Annotated in this window: 9 protein-coding genes and 1 rRNA gene; 5 read left to right on the forward strand and 5 right to left on the reverse strand. The window is 61.4% G+C overall.

Features of this window, described 5'->3' with window-relative positions:
• Positions 1–102 precede the first annotated feature (102 nt).
• Positions 103–218, forward strand: a 5S ribosomal RNA gene (gene rrf / locus AC4PR2_RS23285).
• A 178-nt stretch (positions 219–396) separates the two neighbouring features.
• On the opposite strand, the gene actP is transcribed toward rrf, so the two are convergent.
• From actP to acs, 3 genes are all read right to left on the reverse strand, one after another.
• Positions 397–2058: a cation/acetate symporter ActP gene (actP, locus tag AC4PR2_RS23290; RefSeq protein WP_060425186.1), complete on the reverse strand. Its 1662-nt coding sequence runs from the start codon at positions 2056–2058 to the stop codon at positions 397–399.
• Positions 2055–2366 carry a DUF485 domain-containing protein gene (locus tag AC4PR2_RS23295; protein ID WP_004930047.1) on the reverse strand — a complete coding sequence of 104 codons (312 nt, stop codon included), beginning with the start codon at positions 2364–2366 and terminating at the stop codon, positions 2055–2057. The genes actP and AC4PR2_RS23295 overlap by 4 nt, the downstream gene beginning before the upstream one ends.
• Positions 2367–2457: 91 nt before the next feature.
• The gene (gene acs / locus AC4PR2_RS23300) at positions 2458–4416 is read right to left on the reverse strand and encodes an acetate--CoA ligase (protein ID WP_084826977.1); all 1959 of its coding nucleotides are present in this window, start codon (positions 4414–4416) and stop codon (positions 2458–2460) included.
• A gap of 900 nt (positions 4417–5316) precedes the next feature.
• On the opposite strand from acs, the gene gltP reads away from it, so the two are divergent.
• Both gltP and AC4PR2_RS23310 read left to right on the forward strand, forming a co-directional pair.
• A complete protein-coding gene (gene gltP, locus AC4PR2_RS23305) occupies positions 5317–6633 on the forward strand; it encodes a glutamate/aspartate:proton symporter GltP (RefSeq protein WP_492175540.1) in 1317 nt (438 codons plus the stop codon).
• Between the two features lie 274 nt (positions 6634–6907).
• Entirely contained in the window at positions 6908–8251 is a 1344-nt protein-coding gene (locus AC4PR2_RS23310; RefSeq protein ID WP_102985592.1) for a condensation domain-containing protein, read from the forward strand.
• A 42-nt stretch (positions 8252–8293) separates the two neighbouring features.
• On the opposite strand, the gene AC4PR2_RS23315 is transcribed toward AC4PR2_RS23310, so the two are convergent.
• Both AC4PR2_RS23315 and AC4PR2_RS23320 read right to left on the reverse strand, forming a co-directional pair.
• Positions 8294–11389: an amino acid adenylation domain-containing protein gene (locus tag AC4PR2_RS23315; protein ID WP_197786213.1), complete on the reverse strand. Its 3096-nt coding sequence runs from the start codon at positions 11387–11389 to the stop codon at positions 8294–8296.
• Between the two features lie 64 nt (positions 11390–11453).
• Positions 11454–13064, reverse strand: coding sequence for a condensation domain-containing protein (locus AC4PR2_RS23320; RefSeq protein ID WP_197786212.1), 1611 nt, complete (start codon positions 13062–13064; stop codon positions 11454–11456).
• A gap of 534 nt (positions 13065–13598) precedes the next feature.
• On the opposite strand from AC4PR2_RS23320, the gene AC4PR2_RS23325 reads away from it, so the two are divergent.
• Entirely contained in the window at positions 13599–15692 is a 2094-nt protein-coding gene (locus AC4PR2_RS23325; RefSeq protein ID WP_025304960.1) for a TonB-dependent receptor, read from the forward strand.
• A gap of 78 nt (positions 15693–15770) precedes the next feature.
• Complete coding sequence (locus tag AC4PR2_RS23330; protein ID WP_197786211.1) at positions 15771–18680, forward strand: condensation domain-containing protein; 2910 nt, start codon at positions 15771–15773, stop codon at positions 18678–18680.
• Positions 18681–18696 lie beyond the last annotated feature (16 nt).

An 18696-nucleotide genomic window follows, 5' to 3' on the forward strand; every position in this document is an offset into this window, starting at 1 on the left:
ACACCGAAGGTGTTTTGGTGAGACCAAGACAATATTCAGCTTGTTTACAGATTGGTTCTGATGGCGACACGAGAGTGGCGCGGTTGGAATAAAACGAATTTGCCTGGCGGCAATAGCGCGGTGGTCCCACCTGACCCCATGCCGAACTCAGAAGTGAAACGCCGTAGCGCCGATGGTAGTGTGGGGTCTCCCCATGCGAGAGTAGGACACTGCCAGGCATCAAATAAAGCCGAAAGCCCTGAACTGACGTTCAGGGCTTTTTGCTGTGCGTAAAACGCAAAAAAGCGCAGCTACGCTGCGCTGCTTTCCCCAGCTTCTCTCCGATAAACAGCCAGAGAAAAGGCCCCGAAGGGCCTTTGATTAGGGGGTGTTTGCTTTTTTTCACTTATTATTCGGTTAATGCGAGCTGCCCTGAGAGATACCGAGCCCGGTTTGCGAACGGACAAACTGAGCCCGGAAGCGTTCCCGCTCCTGCTGCCCGGCCAGCGAGCCGTCGGTGATCGAGAACAGCCAGGTACCGACAAAGGCCACGATCATCGAGAACAGCGCCGGATATTCATACGGGTAAATCGGCTTTTCATGGCCGAGGATCTGCACCCAGATCGTCGGGCCGAGGATCATCAGAATCACCGCCGTCAGCAGGCCCAGCCAGCCGCCAATCATTGCGCCGCGAGTGGTCAAACGCGACCAGTACATCGACAGGATGATGATAGGGAAGTTACAGCTGGCGGCGATCGAGAATGCCAGCCCGACCATAAAGGCGATGTTCTGCTTCTCGAACAAAATCCCCAGCGCGATAGCGACCAGGCCGAGCACCACGACGGTGATTTTGGAGACCTTCAGCTCATCGCGTTCGGTCGCCTTGCCGTTTTTCATCACGCTGGCGTACAGATCGTGGGAAACGGCCGAGGCGCCGGCCAGCGTCAGGCCTGCAACGACCGCCAGAATGGTGGCGAAGGCCACCGCCGAGATAAAGCCGAGGAAGAAGTTGCCGCCAACGGCATTGGCCAGGTGCACCGCCGCCATGTTGGTGCCGCCCAGCAGCGCGCCGGTGGCGTCTTTGAACGCCGGATTGGCGCTGACCAGCAAGATGGCGCCGAAGCCGATGATAAAGGTCAGGATATAGAAGTAACCGATAAAACCGGTGGCGTAGAACACGCTCTTGCGCGCTTCTTTGGCGTCACTCACGGTGAAGAAGCGCATCAGGATGTGCGGCAGACCGGCGGTGCCGAACATCAGCGCCAGGCCGAGCGACAGCGCGGAAATCGGATCGGAGACCAGGCCGCCGGGGCTCATGATGGCGATGCCTTTCGGATGCACCTTCACCGCTTCGGCGAACAGGGTATTGAAGTCGAAGTTGACCGACTTCATCACCATCAGCGCCATAAAGCTGGCGCCGGCCAGCAGCAGTACCGCCTTGATGATTTGCACCCAGGTGGTGGCCAGCATGCCGCCGAACAGCACGTACAACACCATCAGGATACCGACCAGGATCACCGCCACGTGGTAGTTGAGCCCGAACAGCAGCTGGATCAGCTTGCCGGCGCCGACCATCTGCGCGATCAGATACAGCGCGACTACCACCAATGAGCCGCAGGCCGACAGGGTGCGGATAGGTTTCTGCTGCAGACGGTAAGAGGCGACATCGGCAAAGGTATAACGGCCGAGGTTGCGCAGGCGCTCCGCGATCAGGAACAGAATGATCGGCCAGCCGATGAGGAAGCCGATGGAATAGATCAGGCCATCATAACCCGAGGTGTAAACCAGGGCGGAGATGCCGAGGAACGAGGCGGCGGACATGAAGTCGCCGGCGATCGCCAGGCCGTTTTGCAGGCCGGTGATGCGCCCACCCGCGGTGTAGTAGTCCTGGCGGGAACGGGTGCGTTTGGACGCCCAGTAGGTGATGTACAGGGTGGCGCCGACAAACAGGATAAACATCACGATCGCCTGGATGTTCAGCGGTTGACGATGCACTTCGCCGCCGATGGCGTCGGCATGAGCCAGACCGGGCAGCAACAGCAACGCGGCGGCGGAAAGGGCGGAGCATAAACGCTTCATTGTTTCACCTCACGCAGGATTTCTGCGGTGAGGCGATCGAACTCGCCGTTGGCGCGAAACACGTAGATCCCGGTCAAGACGAAAGAGATCACGATCAGCCCGACGCCGACCGGGATCCCGCGGGTGATGGTCGATCCGGCGGCGATCGGCGTGCCGAGCCATTGCGGATCGAAGGCGATCAACAGAATAAAGCCGACGTACAGCGCCAGCGTAATCAGCGAAAGCAGCCAGGCGAACCGGCCGCGTTTTCTCACCAGCTCTTTAAAGCGCGGGTTTTCTTCAATCCCTTGATAAATGGTGTCATTCATCAGAGTGTCTCCAGTAGGTATTGATAGAGTACGCCGCGCCAGGGCCGCTCAACGGCGCGTTATCCGAATGAGCGGCCTGAAGCGGCGTAAATTATGACGGCACTTTCATTGATTGTTTTTCTTCCAACAGCTTGTCGACTACGGCCGGATCCGCCAGCGTGGAGGTATCCCCCAGGTTGCTGGTGTCGCCGGCGGCAATTTTGCGCAGGATACGCCGCATGATCTTGCCGGAGCGCGTTTTGGGCAGCGAATCTGTCCAGTGCAGCACGTCCGGCGTGGCGATCGGCCCTATCTCTTTACGCACCCAGTTGCGCACTTCGGTATAGAGCTCCGGCGTTGGTTCTTCGCCGTGATTCAGCGTGATGTAGGCGTAGATCGCCTGGCCTTTGATGTTGTGAGGAATGCCGACCACCGCCGCTTCGGCGATTTTCGGGTGCGATACCAGCGCAGACTCGATCTCGGCGGTGCCCAGACGGTGGCCGGAGACGTTCAGCACGTCGTCGACGCGGCCGGTGATCCAGTAGTAACCGTCCTCGTCGCGGCGGGCGCCGTCACCGCTGAAGTACATGCCTTTGAAGGTCGAGAAGTAGGTTTGCTCGAAGCGGTCATGATCGCCAAACAGGGTACGCGCCTGGCCCGGCCAGGAGTCGACGATCACCAGGTTGCCTTCGCAGGCGCCTTCCTGCGGTGTGCCGACGTTATCGACCAGCGCCGGCTGTACGCCGAAGAAAGGCCGCGTGGCGGAACCGGCCTTCAGCTCGGTGGCGCCCGGCAGCGGGGTAATCATGAAGCCGCCGGTTTCGGTTTGCCACCAGGTATCGACGATCGGGCACTTTGCGTTGCCTATCTTGTTGTAATACCACTCCCAGGCTTCCGGGTTGATCGGCTCGCCGACCGAGCCCATGATGCGCAGCGAATCGCGTCGGGTGCCCTCGATCGCCTTGTCGCCTTCGGCCATCAGGGCGCGAATGGCGGTCGGCGCGGTATACAGAATGTTGACCTGGTGTTTGTCGATCACCTGCGACAGGCGATTGACGCCTGGATAGTTAGGCACGCCTTCGAACATCAGCGTGGTGGCGCCGCAGGCCAGCGGGCCGTACAGCAGATAGCTGTGGCCGGTGACCCAGCCCACGTCGGCGGTGCACCAATAAATGTCGCCGTCGTGGTAGTCGAACACATACTTAAAGGTCATCGCAGCGTACACCAGGTAGCCGCCGGTGGTGTGCAGCACGCCTTTCGGCTTGCCGGTCGAGCCGGAGGTATACAGGATAAACAGCGGGTCCTCGGCGTTCACTTCTTCCGGCGGGCAGTCGGCGGAGACGCCCTGGGTCAGTTCATGCCACCACAGATCGCGCCCTTCCTGCCAGTAACCCGGTTTGCCGGTGCGTTGGAATACCACCACGTTGGCCACGCTGACCACGCCGGGATTTTTCAGCGCATCGTCGACGTTCTTTTTCAGCGGCACGGCGCGGCCGGCGCGCAGGCCTTCATCGGCGGTAATGACCAGTTTGGCGTTGGAGTCGATAATGCGTCCGGCGACCGCTTCCGGCGAGAAGCCGCCGAAGATCACCGAATGTACGGCGCCGATGCGCGCACAGGCCAGCATCGCGACCGCCGCTTCCGGCACCATCGGCATATAGATAGCCACCACGTCGCCTTTTTTCACGCCGAGCTTTTTCAGCACGTTGGCGAACTGGCAGACGTCATGGTGCAGCTGTTTGTAAGTCACGTTCTTGGATTGGGTCGGGTCATCGCCTTCCCAGATAATGGCGGTCTGGTCGCCGCGCTCAGCCAGATGGCGGTCCAGACAGTTGGCAGACAGGTTCAGCGTGCCGTCTTCAAACCAACGAATGCTGACGTGGCCGGGATCGAACGACGTGTTTTTAACTTTGGTATAGGGTTTGATCCAGTCCAGGATTTTGCCATGCTCACCCCAGAAAGCCTCTGGGTCTTGAACCGACTGTTGATAATACTGTTGGTATTGTGCCGGATTAATCAGGGCGCGCTCTGCAATTGCAGAAGGAATAGCGTGTTTATGCAGTTGGCTCATAGCTTTTCTCCTTGAAGTTGTTAATGATATGTCAACTGAAGGTTAAGTATAGTTTGCTACGATTCTTTGTTTCTTTTTTGCGCGGCAGATCACGCAACAAAGATATTGATTTGTAATAGTTCTGTCGCATTTGCAGGACGCATCTATCTCTTTGGCGTTTAATTCATCATAAACCCGCGTTTTTAGCCAAAAACACTTATCTAAAGAACAAAAAAGAATAAAAAAAGACGAGACTGTTTGCCTCGTGATTAATCGCGTGGGAAAGGCCTGCGTTATTTCACGCTATAAATCTTTTTGGATTATTTTTCGCTATTAATATTCGAAGTTGATATTAACGCGATATAACGATGGACGGCACGCCGTGAAATAACGTTTTATTAACCTTTAATTCCTGATGAAAGGTCGGGTGATATCCTAGGGGATTCACTCTGCGCCATCGCTCGATTTTTAAGCTAAATATAAAGCGGTGCTGCATTTATGGTCGAAAATGTCACTCGGTCAATTCTCATTTATTTGACTTTTACGTAACAAAATATAAACATTTGATGCGGATTAAATATGCAGAATGGGCGAAAAATAACGCATTTTAATGGCGTTCAAAAAAACGTCGTCGGCGCGGTTATGTGCTTCATTGCATGAGAAATTATGTTTTTAATAACAAGCAATTATGCCATTTGAAATAGTAACGCGAAATTTTTGTTATTCGATTCAGCGCTCAACCCTGACAAATCAAGGCTTGCAGAGCATGCCGCCCGGATGATACAGATTTATACTGTGTCGCACCCAGGGCAGGTGAACGCTTCCACTGAATTAACATAAGCCTGTAATAAATGATTAAGTATTCTTTTCTCCGTGTTGCGACTTTGTACGGCGAAAAGAGTCTTTGAGGACTTTTTGGGTATGAAAAGTGTAAAAATTAGCCTGGCTTGGCAAATCCTGATCGCGTTGGTGCTGGGTATTATTGTTGGCGCGGTATTGCACAACCAGACAGAATCTCGTGAGTGGCTGGTCAGCAATATTCTCAGCCCGTCGGGTGATATCTTTATTCGCCTGATCAAGATGATTGTGGTACCGATCGTTATTTCCACGCTGATCGTCGGTATTGCCGGCGTGGGCGATGCGAAAAAGCTGGGCCGCATCGGATTGAAAACCATTATTTACTTCGAAGTGATCACCACCGTTGCCATCGTGGTGGGGTTGACGCTGGCCAACGTATTCCAACCCGGCCACGGCATCGATATGTCGACGCTGACCACGGTGGACATTTCGCAGTATGAGAAAACCACCGAACAGGTGCAAAGCGGTTCGCACAGTCTGGTGGCGACCATTCTGTCGCTGATCCCGTCGAACGTCTTCTCGTCGATGGCCAAGGGCGACATGCTGCCGATTATCTTCTTCTCGGTGCTGTTCGGTCTGGGGCTGTCGTCGTTGCCGAAAGAGACCAAAGAGCCGCTGCTGAAGGTGTTCAAGGCGGTGTCCGAGAGCATGTTCAAAGTCACCCACATGATCATGCGCTATGCGCCGATCGGGGTGTTTGGCCTGATTGCGGTCACGGTAGCCAACTTCGGTTTCGCCTCGCTGCTGCCGCTGGCCAAGCTGGTGGTGCTGGTGTACTTCGCCATCGCGTTCTTCGCCCTGGTGGTGCTGGGGGCTGTCGCCCGGCTGTGCAACCTGCGCATCTGGACGTTGATCCGTATCCTGAAAGACGAACTGATCCTGGCTTATTCCACCGCCAGCTCGGAAACGGTGCTGCCGCGCATCATCGAAAAGATGGAGGCCTACGGCGCGCCCAAGTCGATCACCAGCTTCGTGGTGCCGACCGGCTACTCCTTTAACCTGGATGGCTCGACGCTGTACCAGAGCATTGCCGCTATCTTTATCGCCCAGCTGTACGGCATCGAGCTGTCGTTGGGGCAGGAGATCGTGCTGGTGCTGACGCTGATGGTCACCTCGAAAGGGATCGCCGGCGTGCCGGGCGTTTCGTTCGTGGTGCTGCTGGCCACGCTGGGCAGCGTCGGCATTCCGTTGGAAGGCCTGGCGTTCATCGCCGGCGTGGACCGTATCCTGGATATGGCGCGCACCGCGCTGAACGTCGTGGGTAACGCACTGGCGGTGCTGGTGATCGCCAAGTGGGAACACCAGTTCGATCGCAAGAAGGCGCTGGCCTACGAAACGGAGTTTCTGGCGCAGAAGGTGAAGCCGGCCAATCAGGCCTAATCATCGAGCAGCTCTGATGTTAAAAACGCCCCGGGCAGCTGTGCCGGGGCGTTTTGTTTTTAGCCGTCTTCTCTCCGCCACTTTCTTTTCTCCGTCCCCACTGCGCGACTTGCATCCCCGCTTAACAGAATCTAAAGTGTTACCAAATTAATAGAAATGATAATAGATGTTATTATCATTTTCATTTGATGATGTATGGAGACACGCAAAAGCCGTTGAACGGCGGGTTACGCCCGTTCGGCGTCTTTATTCGGGCTTATCAAAGGTAGGTAACATGTCGGACACCGCTTTGGCCTCTGAATGGTTGCCGCTGGCGCCAGCGCAGCTTGATTTCTGGGAAGAACACACCTTGCACCCCGGGCAGACCCTGTCCACCGTCGCACACTGCACCGAACTGTGCGGCGCGGTAGAGGAAGAGACGCTCTGCCGGGCGATCGCCGCCACCCTCGCCGAGACGCAGGCGTTTGCCCTGCGCTTTGGCGAGCGGCATGGCGACTCTCCTCCGCCGTTACGGCACGATCCACAGCGTATACCGCCATTGCAACGCATCGATCTGCAAACGCACGGCGATCCCTGGCAGGCGGCGCAAAACCTGATGCGCGAAGATATCGCGCAGCGCCGGGCGCTGCACTGCGAGCCGTTAGCCGCCGCCTGGCTGATCAAGCTGGGGCCGGAGCGCTACCTCTGGTACGTACGTGCGCACCATATTCTGGTTGATGGTTTCGGTATGGCGCTAATTGAACACCGCTGCGCCGCGTTGTATGCACACTATCTGGGTGAAGGTAGCGCGGGCATGCCTCTGGGCGCCTTCGACGCCTTTCAACAGGCTGAGCTGGCCTACGCGGGTTCTGAGCGATGCGAGCGCGATCGGCGCTTTTGGCAGAGCTATCTGCCGCCGTCGCAGGCGCTGCCGACGGTGCGCAAGGGCGGTGAGGCCTATGGCGTGCGGCGTCTGAGCACCCACCACCGGCTGCCGGCGGCGGTATCGCAACGACTGGCGCAGCTGGCGGAGCGCAGCGGCATCAATTGGCCCGACTTGCTGGTGGCGCTGTCGGCGGCCTGGCTATTTCAGGTGATGCCCCGCGACACCCGGCAGGGCGAGGCGTTGCCGATGTGGATGCCAGCGATGAATCGCCGCGGGCAGGCCGCCACCAACGTGCCTTCGTTGGCGGTCAACACCCTGCCGCTGCTGGTGTCACCGCCGCAGGCGGAGACGCTGGGGGGCTTTCTCACCACTCTGACGCAGCAGCTGCGCGAGCTGCGCAGCCACGCCGGCTACCGCCTGCGCCAACTGGCCGCCGATCGCGGTGTGGATCCTGACTCGCGCTTCTTTATTTCCCCCTTCATCAACGTACAACCCTTCGATGCGCCTCGTTTTGTCGGCTGTAGCGGCACCCGCCGCGTATTGGCCGGCGGCTCGGGCGACGGTTTTAACCTGACTTATCGCGGCCGCACCGACGCCCGCGATCTGCAGGTGGATATCGATATTTATCTGGAGCAGTTCCCGACGGAGGATGCGCTGGACTATGGCGAGGCGCTGCAGGAATTCCTGTTGCGCGCGCTGCAGCGGGAAGCCTGGGAGCAGCCGCTGGCGGCCCTGACGGCGTTGCCCGCCTGATAAAATGCGGGCGGGGGATGTCCCCGCCCGAGTGGTGTGGTTTCAGTTGGCCAACAACGCCGCCACTTCGCGCGCGTTCTTGCACGGCAGGAGCGAACTGCTCACCAGCCGGGTACCGAAAGCGTCATTGAGGCGTTCCGCCACCTGTTTGATATGCGGCAGCTTCAGCCCCATGGCGATAAATGCCGTCTCTTCTCCCCATTCCGGGCGCGGTGCCACGCCGATCGCCTGCCAGTAAATGGTCAGGATCTCTGCGCTGCGCGCCAAAGGCGCGTTCGGCGGCGGGGCCGCACAGGCGTTCAGCGCCGGCGCGGTTTGCTGGTGGCTCAGGTCGGCACGGATGCGATGGCGGTCGGTTTTGCCGTTGGCGGACAGCGGCAGCGCCTCGGCATGGATAAAGCGTGTCGGAATATGGGTACAGGGCAGATAGCCGGTGGCGAAGGCGCGGATCTCGGACAGCGGCAGCGGTTTGCCGTCGCGGGTCAGATACAGGGCACCGAGCGCCGCCTCGTTGTTCTCTCCGCTGGGGTAATCCACCACCACCATGTCCTGGATCGCCGGATGGCGGCGCAGCACGTCTTCGATTTCCGGCAACGAGACGCGCACGCCGCGGATCTTCACATAGCCGTTCACCCGGGTGGCGAACATGATGTTGCCGTCCGCCCGGTAGTAGCCCTGATCGCCGGTGCGAAAAGCGCGCAGCGGTTGCCCATCCGGCCCTTCGAGGGTAACGAAATCGTGCTGCTTCAGCTCCCCCTGCTCCAGGTAGCCCAACGCCAGGTTGATCCCGGCGGTATGGATGCGGCCGACTACGCCGGCCGGGCAGTGGCTGCCGTCGTCATGGCAGATGAAGTAGCGGTTGGCCGGCAGCGGGCGGCCGTAAGGCACGGTGCCGTTCTCCTGCGGGGCGATCGGGTGCCAGATGCTCCAGATGGTGGTTTCGGTCGGTCCGCCGAGCGAGAACAGCGCGAGATCCGGGCGCAGGGTACGCAGGGTTTGTACCGTCGCCGGCTTGATGTAGTCGCCGCCTTGCGCCACCAGGCGCAGCGAACGCAGGCTGTCGGCCGTTTTGCAGGTGAGCAGCATCTCCAGAATCGCGGGCACCGAACACCACAGACTAACCCGGTGCTTTTCCACCAGCTGGTTCCAGCTGATGGCGTCCTTTTCCTGATGCGGCGCCGGCAGCACCAGCGTGGCGCCGGCGCACAGCGAACCGAACAGATCGAACATTGACATGTCATGGTGCGGCGGCGTGACGGAAATGAAGACGTCGTCGGCGGTGACCGCCCAGCGCTGCTGGGTCTGGTGGACGACGTTGGCGGTGGCGCGGTTGTTGAGCACCACGCATTTGGGCTTACCGGTGGTGCCGGAGGTATACAGGTAGTAGCTCGCGGCCTGGCTGGCGCTGCGTTCAACCAGCGTCTGCTCATCCGGCAGCGCAGGCGCGCGATCCGTCGGCGCCAGCAGGGTCGCCGGCGTCACGCCGATCGGCGTCTCCAGATCGCCGCCGTGCACCACCAGCGTCGGCCGGCAGTTTTCCAGCAGGTAGGCGGTGCGTTCCGGCGGCGAGTTGATATCGACAGGCACCCAGATCACGCCCTGCAGGGCGCAGGCGAGGCTGAAGATGATCTGTTCCGGGCTGCGCGGCAGATACAGCGCGACCACGTTGCCCGGCTGCACGCCGCGGCTCTGCAGATTGGCGATCGCCGTGGCGATCCGCTGGCCCAGCTCGCGGTAGGTCAGCGTCTGTTCGCCGCAGATCAGCGCATTGCCGCCGTCTTGCGCGCCGAACAGCCGCTCGGCCAGCAGTGCCAGATAAGGATAAGGTGCGTAATTCGCTTCGCTGTCGTTGTGGCGGTAATGCGCCAGATCGATGAAGTCCCGCGGCGCGATCGCCAGGTCGGCCCGTTGGCAACTGTGCAGGATGCGTCGCTGCAACGCCGCCAGCATGGCTTCTACCTGCTCGCCGTGCAGCGCCTGCTCGGCGTAGTCCACGCACAGCTGCAGGTTTTTTTCGCTGTCCAGCGTCAGGCGAATATCAATGGCGACCTGCGGCGTTTGGGTCAGGCCGTCGTGGAAGCGCACCGGCGCCTCGGCCGGCAGCGTCTCCCAGCCCAGGCAGTTGGTCAGGATCACCGGCAGCGCCGGGCCGCCCTGGCTTTGGCCGAGCAACTGCCGCGCCAGATCGACGCCGGAAAACGTCAGGTGGTCGAGCGCGCCGAGCACGTCGTCCTGCAAGGCTTGTGCGCGCTGGATAAAATCTTCGCCGTGGCGCGAATAGCGTACCGCTACGAAGCTGGAGGCGTTGCCCAGTGCACCGTCGGCGGCGGGGAATGCCACCGGCACGCCGACGCACAGCTCGCCGTCGGTGGTCCAGTGGGCCAGCGTATCGAGGATCAGCGCCGACAGCAGGCTGTTACGCAGCAGCGCATGTGGCGATCCCAGGCGGCCGAGCTGTTTTATCGTATCGCGCGGCAGCGTCAGGGTGGCGCGGCGATAGCGCGACGAGGTGAGATTGGCGAGCGGGGCGCGCCACGGTAACGCTGACGGGGTGGTGACATCCTGCAGCTTGTCGCGCCAGTAGGCGGCATCGGCCTGGCGCTGCGCCGCAGGTGCAGCAGGGGGCGGCAGCGCAGCGGCGGTCGGCGCCAGAGGGCGATCGTCAAACAGGCGCGCGATCACGGTGGAGATCCCCTGGCCGTCGAGGATCAACGCATCGAAGCTGGTGAGGATCAGCGTATCGTACGGCGATCCCGTCGGATCCTGCTGTTCCGCCCGTTGGATCACGGCGATGCGCCACAGCGGTTGGCTCGGATCGTGGCGCTGGTGGGAGTAACGCGCGCGCAGCTGTTCGATCTGGCGCTGCGCCGCTTCGCCATCAAGGGCGCGCAAATCGTGGCGATCCAGATGCAGCGTCACCTCCGGGCGTACGTGCTGCGTGCCGCGCTGCACATTGATGCAGGTGCGCAACGCCGGGTAATGCTGTACCAGCTCGGTCAGGCGCGCTTCAAGGCGCGGTACGTCCAGCTGCCGGGCGCGGTATTCGCGAAAGTCGTGCATCGCCACGCCGCCGAGCGGCCATCGATCGCTGCGGCCCAGAAGATAGGCCTGCTGCAGTGCGGTTAAAGCTGTCTCCATGGTACTTCCCTATAGTCGCTAACCGATTAAAACGAGCCGGGCGCCGCGCGCCCGGAAACCGATCTCAGTGCTGCGGCGCCAGCGCGGCGAGCAGCGTTTTCGCATGCCTTCCTGCCTCGGGCGAGCGTTGGCAGATCAATGCCGCCAGCGCCGCAGGGGAGGAATGCGCCGCCAGATCCTGCGCCGTCAGCCCCGCCGCCAGATACTTGTTGAGCACCGTCAGCAGCGCGTTCACCCCGGCATCCGGCAAGGCCAAGCGGTGGATATCGTCGTGGTCGCGCAAGCCGGCCTCGGGGGCCACCCGCGCCAGCAGCCGATGCAGCACCTGGCGCACCGGCGCCTGCTGCGCCAGCGCGTCGGGCGTGCATTGCGCCAGCAGGTGCGACAGCGGGCGATCGAACGCCGCCGTTTGCCGCGCGGCCAGGTGCAGCAGCGCCCGGTAACAGGCCAGCAGGCGTGGCAGCACCTGCTCGGGGAACGCGTCGAGCCGCACGTCCCAGTTGATCAGAATGCCGTCGTCGACGTGGGCGACCTGCGCATCCAGCGCCACCTGCGGCCCCTGAGAGATGACCCAGCCGAGACGGCCGAAGGTGTCGGTGACCCGTTCGGAAAACAGCGTCTTGCCGCGGATGCCGAAACCGGCGGTAAACACCACCGGCGAAGGCTGCAGGCTGCCGTGCAGGCGCGACAGATCGCGCATCACGCTCACGCCGGGGTAATCCGCATGCTCGATCAGCTCCGCCAGCTGGGTCATCAGGCGCCGGCAGAAGGCGCTCAGGTTTTCCGTCGGGTTCAGCTCCACGCCGAGCAGCACCAGGTTAGAGAAATCGCCGATGAGGCGATGCGCGTCCTCCCGTTCGCTCTCGCGGTGGAACAGCGGCACGTTGAGCCGAAAGCGCGTCATGTTCCACCCCTGGCCGACGGCCAGGGCGAACAGTGCGAGAAACAGCGTCGAGAGCGAGGTGTGGTGCCGTTTGGCGACGTTCTCCAGCGCGCGGCTTTCCTCTGCGTCCAGCTGTATGGCCAGGCGATCGCTGCGGCAGCGGTCCGGCGTGCGCAGCAGACGCGGCGCCGGTGGCACCTGCGCCAGACGCTCACGCCACCAACGCTGGCCGCGTTCGCGCCGCTGGCGCAGCGCCTCGTCGGCGTCACGTTGTGCGAGGTGATCGAAGTAGGCCGGCGGCGCGTCATGGGAGGGTACCGGTGGGCACTGGTGATAAAACGCCGTCAGATCTTCCATCAACAGGCGAAAGCTCATGGCATCGCCGGCGATCATATCGAGATCGACATGCAGGCGGCTGCGCCCTTCCGGCAACAGGCTCAGGCTGATATCGCAGGGCACGCCCTGTTCCAGCGGCAGCAGCTGGGTACTTTTTGCCTGGCGTTTGGCGGCGAGCGCGGCTGCCAGCGTCGCTGTATCGGCGTGCCGCCAGTCGTCGAGATGCAAGGTGTGCCGGGGGCCGGGAGGCGCGATCGTCTGCCGGCCATCATCGGTAATGCGCAGGCGTAACAGCGGATGACGCAGGTACAGCGCATCGACGGCCTGGCGCAGTCGGGCGAGATCCAGCTCGCCGCCGTCGAATTCCGCATACAGGTGGGCGGCCATGCCGCCGAGGGGAGGAGCGGACTGTCGGCCTACCCAATAGGCGGCCTGCATCGTGGTCAAAGCTTTCATCGGGTATCCATTTTGATTCAGCCAACGAGACTGCAAGAATATATCCAAATGTTAATAGGAATGAAAATTATTATTATTTAATCCATTTGACGCGAGGGTGCTATCTATAAGGGGTTTTAGCGAGGGCGGACGGGCGTATCGTTGGGTGTGAATAATTTATCTATATTATTCTTAGCATTGTAATGATTGCTTGTTGTTGCAGCGCCTGTTTTACCTGCGAAAGTATAAGGTTTTCTGTCTGTTATCGCGGCTTTCCTCACACCTTTGTTGATAATGATTTGCATTAGAAAATGCAAAATATTATCATTCTTAACATTATTTTACGTTTTTATACAAGCCGCCGGCCGCTCCGCCGGCGGCTTGGCCGTGGACGGGGCCGCGCCCGTTCGGCCGCGCAAGGCATGGGTTTGTCGCAGGGATAAGCAACACAAAGGTCGGGAAGGCCGGAGCGTCATGGTCTGTGTGAGTGTCGATGTAGGTTGTGTAAAAAAAATCAAATTTTGTGCACCTCTGGGATGAAAGGAGAAGACATCTATGGGCAAGCATTTTGCGGCTCAACGGCATGAAAGCGTAGGAAACGGGGAAAAAGCGGGGTTGAAAGCCATTGGGGCGTTTTCCTCCGTATTTTTAGGGGTATGTTCACTGGCGATCGGTAACGTCAACGCGGCGGAAACCAAGAGCAACGAAACCTACCAGGACGCGGAAACGCTGCTGGTCACCGGTGAGAAGATCAAACGTTCCATTTTCGACACCGGTTCCAGCGTGCAGGTGTTCGACAGCAACCGCATCGCCTCGATGCCCGACGCAGTGCAGATCCCCGATCTGCTGCGCATGACCCCCAACGTGGTGGATCTGGGCATCGGCAACGAACTGCCGACCGTGCGCGGCATCGACGGCTCCGGCCCGAACGTCGGCGCCAACGCCTTCCTCAGCGGCACCCGCCCGCGCCTCAATCTGTCGTTGGACGGCCGTTCGCTGACCTATAACGAACAGGCGTTCGGCCCGCAGTCGCTGTGGGATCTGGATCGCGTCGAAGTGTTCCTCGGCCCGCAAAGCTACATTCAGGGGCGTAACGCCATCGCCGGCGCCATCGTTATGGCCAGTAAAGATCCGACCTTCGAATGGGAAAGCGCCTTCAAGGGCGGGGCCGGCAACCAGCACTCTTCACAGCTGGCCGCCATGGCATCTGGCCCGCTGGTGGAAGATCAGCTGGCGTTCCGCGTCAGCGTCGATCGCCAGCGCCGCCGCAGCGAAGCCGATCTGCCGGCCTATGCGCCAGTGGGCGACCCGCGCGAAGTGGAAGCCACCACTGCCCGCGCCAAGCTGTTGTTCAACCCGGCCGGCCTGCGCGATCTGACCACCAAGCTGACCTTTAACCACTTCGGCAGCACCGCGCCACAGAACGAAAGCCTCAACCCGCAGCCGCACCCGACCAATCCGCGTCACGATCCGCGCCGCGCCGTGTTCAAAAGCAACATGAACAGCACCATCTGGGATCTGGCCTGGGAGGCCTCCGATGCGCTGACGTTTGAAAACCGCGTTATCTATACCGATTTCAATATCAATCGGCCGACCGCTTACAACATCCAATACGCCGAGATCGACGGCCAGGAAGTTCACGTAGAACCGGTGGTGCGCTTCGGCGGCGCGGACAGCCGCCTGCACGGGCTGGCAGGGCTGCGTTATTTCCACGGCACGCAGGATGAGTTCGTCAACATCTTCGGCGGATCGACCTTCAAAGATAAAACCGATACCCATTCGGCGTTCGCCGAGCTGACCTATGCGCTGACGCCGCAGGTGGACGTGACCGCCGCCAGCCGTCTGGAACGCGAACACCGTCGCCGCGACGGCGGCAGCCAGGCGGTGCGCATCGACTTCGACGAAACCTACACCGTGTTCCTGCCGAAGCTGGACGTGGCCTGGAAACCGACGGATACCCAAACCTACGGTGCCAAGATCGCCCGCGGCTATAACGCCGGCGGTGGTGGCATCACGATCGGTACGCCGGTGGTCAGCTATACCTACGGTTCCGAGTATGTGTGGAACTACGAGCTGTATACCCGCCATCACCTGAAAGACGCCAACGTGGTGCTGACGGGTAACATCTTCTACAACGATTACAAGGATATGCAGCTGCCTTATTCGTTGGGTGAGAACTCCAGCGTGATCCGCAACGCCGACAAGGTGGAAACCTACGGCGCGGAAATCGGCGCCACCTGGCAGCCGCGCTGGGACTTCGAGCTGTTCGGCAACCTCGGCCTGCTGAAAACCGACATCAAGAAGTTCTCGGGCAGCGGCGTGGAAGGGCATGAGCTGGCGCGCGCACCGGCTTACACCGCCAACATGGGTGCTAAATATCAGTTCCTGAAAGGGTGGGAGCTGAGCAGCAACGTGGCGTTTACCGACTCCTACTATTCGCAATACGACAACGACTCGCGCGGGCGCATCGGCTCCTATTGGACGGCCAACGCCCAGCTGGCTTACACCTTCGACTACGGTCGCGCCACGCTGTATGCGAAAAACCTGTTTGATTCAGACCGCCGCGAGATGGTCAGAAGCAACGACATCTACACGGCGACTCTTCAGCGAGGCCGTCTGGTCGGCGCAGCAGTTGAGCTGAATTTCTAACGCTATCGCGATGACGGGGGACGAATGTCCCCTTTTTTATGCGCTATCCCGGCACGGCCGGGCAAAGGAGATAACGCAGTGATCGGTGATTTTGACAGCATTCTGAGCGATGAAGAGGCCCAGCGGCTGGAGAGCGCGTTTCAGGCGCTGGGCGCGGCGTCGGCGGACGGCGAACGGCCGGTGAGCGAAGCCGAAGAGCGGGCATGGTTTGCCCATCTGCAGCAGGGTGACGCACGCGGGCAGCGGGCGCTGGCCTGGCGCCTGACGGGAAAGGTGGATGTTGCTCAACTGACGGCGGCGCTGCAGGCGCTGGTGCGGGAAACGCCTGGCGTGGACGTGCGCTACGTTTTTGATGACGAAAACGGTCTGGTGAAACGCCCCGCCGGCTCGGCGCCGTTGCCGGTGAGCCTTCGTCAGGTGGCGGACGAACAACACGCCATGGGTTGCCTGCTGCAGGCGCAGGCGGTGCCGTTTGAACTGGAAAACGAAGCGCCGCTGCGCTGCCTGCTGTTGCTCATGCCGGGCGATGACGTGATTTTGGGCGTGGTCTTGCATGACATCCTGGCGGAAACGCTGCCGTGGCGCCACCTGCCGGCGATGCTGTCCGCCCGTTATAACGGGGATGTGATGCCTCTGCCTTTCGCGGTGGCGCCGGTCGAGCTGGCGGAAAACCCGGAGCCGCAGCTGCCGTGGGTGCGCCAGGCGGTCTCGCTGCAGGATTATCGCAGCCCGGCGCAGCGCGCTGAAGCGTTGCCGCCGGTGGGCTCGCGCGTGGTCACGCGCATTGATCGCTCGCTGTTGCCCGCCAACGACACGCCGCGGGCCTTGCTGGCGGCGGTGGCGGCACGGTTTGCCGAGTTCGTCGCCGCGCAGGCCGGCGGCCAAGCGGTGCAGCTGTGCGTGCCGGCCGCAGAAACGGCGGAGTTCGTCGGCCTGGAGCTGGGCCTGACGGCGGCGCCGCTGATGCGCCTGACCGTGCAGCATGGCGAGAGCGACGTCGGGCAGCGGCTGCTGGCGCAGGCCGTGGCTGAACAGCCGGACTCGCAACGGGCGCAGCTGCTGGTGGCCTGGCGCGACGATCTGGCCGCAGAGTGGCGGCTGGAAGGCGTTCACGCCGAACGCCTGTTGCTGCCGCCGCTGCATACGCCGTTTGAACTGGCGCTGCTGCTGGGCTTGCCGGAGGCAGAAACGCTGACGCTGGAGCTGGTCACCGACCCGCGCCTGTCTCCGCACGCGGCGCCTTTCCTGCTGGAGCAGTTCAGCGCGTTCCTGGCCGGGCAGCGGATTGCCGTCGCCTTGCCGGTGGCTGAGGCCGCTTTCCCGGCGATGGCCGCGCCGGCGGCGAACGGCGACGTAGACGAAAGCGTTGCACCGCTGATTTTGCAGGAGTTCCGTGAGGCGCTGGTGGCGCCGGAAATGACCCTGGATGAAGACTTCTTCGATCGCGGCGGCCATTCGCTGGTCGCTACCCGGGTGATCGGCCGCTTGCTGAGCCTGCATCAGATCGAAATCAACATTAACGATCTGTTCAGCCATCCGACGGCGCGCGGGTTGGCGGGCTACGCCAAACGCCTGAACGTCGCGCAGCCGAATGCCGCGGTGGCCACCGCCGACGACCATGATCGCGCGCAGGCGCCGCTGTCGCTGGCGCAGGAGTCGCTGTGGAAGGTGTATGAAGCCTTCGGCCATGACGAGATTTTCAACCTGCCGTTCTCTCTGCGCTTCTTCGATGCGGTGGATGAAACGGCGCTGCGTCAGGCGTTTATCGACGTCATGACTCGCCATACCGTGCTGCGTTCACGCTTCGTCGAGCAGCAGGGCGAAGTGGTGCAGGTGGTGGTGCCGGCTGCCGAACTCGCGGACTACTCGTGGTTCCGCTTCTCCCACGAGACGCCGGCGGGCAACGCCGCCGCCCTGTTGGCCGATGCCGGCCAGCACCGGTTCGATCTGGCCGCCGAGCTGCCGCTGCGCGTCACGCTGCTGCGCGATGCGGACAACGGCCAACAGCTGCTGTCGCTGTTGTTCCACCATGTGGTGCTGGATGAATGGTCGCTCAACCTGATGATGGATGAGCTGGGCGTCGCCTATCGCCATCGCGTCGTCGGCCAGGCGCCGCAGTGGAGCGGGCAACCGCCGCAGTTCCACACTTTCGCCCGGCAGCAGCGGGCCTCCGGGGTGCAGCAGCAACATCTGGACTACTGGCTCGACGCGCTGCGCGGCGCGCCGGTCGGCCAGCCGATCTTCCGGCAAGAGCCGTCCACCCATCCGGCGGTGCCGGCACCGGCGGACGTCAACGGCGGCTGGCTGGAGTTCGAGGTCGACCCTGCCGTGGCGGAAGGCCTGTATCAGCTCGCCCGCCGCAACAACGCTTCGCTGTTCAACGTGGTGTATGCCGGGATTACCTCGGCGCTGCGCCTGCTCGGCGGCCCGGCGGATCTGCTGGTGGGCACCTCGACCTCCGGCCGTAACGACGCCGAGTTCTTCGATACCGTCGGTTACTTCACCACCGTAGTGGTGCACCGCGTGCGCTTCGACGAGGGGCTGACGGTGGCCGGGTTGGTCAGCCAGGTGAAAAACACCATCAACGGCTCGCTGCCGTACACCGATATTCCGATCGATCTGGTGGAGGAAGGGCTGTTCGGCGTGGACGCCGACCGCAAGAACCACATGTTTGAAGTGTTTATCCAGATCCACAGCCGCATCAAGCTGAACGGCGAGTTCCGGCTGCAGGACGGCAGCGCGATCGCCTACCGTCAGGTGGAGCCGGAGAAAGCCGAATCGCTGCTCGGCCTGCAGTTTGAGGTGATGGAAGACGATTTGGCCGGGAAGAAATCCCTGCGGGTGATGATGACCTACCGCCAGGACCACTACAGCCGGGAGCAGGCCAATCTGATCGCCGACGGCGTTCAGCACGTCTTTACCCAGTTTGCGCAGCACATCGCTGGCGATATCGCTCTGGCGGCGCTGCCGCCCGGGCCGCAGGCATGACGTTGTTTCACTCTAA

The organism is Serratia sp. A07 (assembly GCF_058725505.1).

Bases quoted from the DNA above. Each gene is read 5' to 3' on its own strand.
- actP (WP_060425186.1), bottom strand. From the start codon at position 2,058: ATGAAGCGTTTATGCTCCGCCCTTTCCGCCGCCGCGTTGCTGTTGCTG.
- AC4PR2_RS23295 (WP_004930047.1), bottom strand. From the start codon at position 2,366: ATGAATGACACCATTTATCAAGGGATTGAAGAAAACCCGCGCTTTAAA.
- acs (WP_084826977.1), bottom strand. From the start codon at position 4,416: ATGAGCCAACTGCATAAACACGCTATTCCTTCTGCAATTGCAGAGCGC.
- gltP (WP_492175540.1), top strand. From the start codon at position 5,317: ATGAAAAGTGTAAAAATTAGCCTGGCTTGGCAAATCCTGATCGCGTTG.
- AC4PR2_RS23310 (WP_102985592.1), top strand. From the start codon at position 6,908: ATGTCGGACACCGCTTTGGCCTCTGAATGGTTGCCGCTGGCGCCAGCG.
- AC4PR2_RS23315 (WP_197786213.1), bottom strand. From the start codon at position 11,389: ATGGAGACAGCTTTAACCGCACTGCAGCAGGCCTATCTTCTGGGCCGC.
- AC4PR2_RS23320 (WP_197786212.1), bottom strand. From the start codon at position 13,064: ATGAAAGCTTTGACCACGATGCAGGCCGCCTATTGGGTAGGCCGACAG.
- AC4PR2_RS23325 (WP_025304960.1), top strand. From the start codon at position 13,599: ATGGGCAAGCATTTTGCGGCTCAACGGCATGAAAGCGTAGGAAACGGG.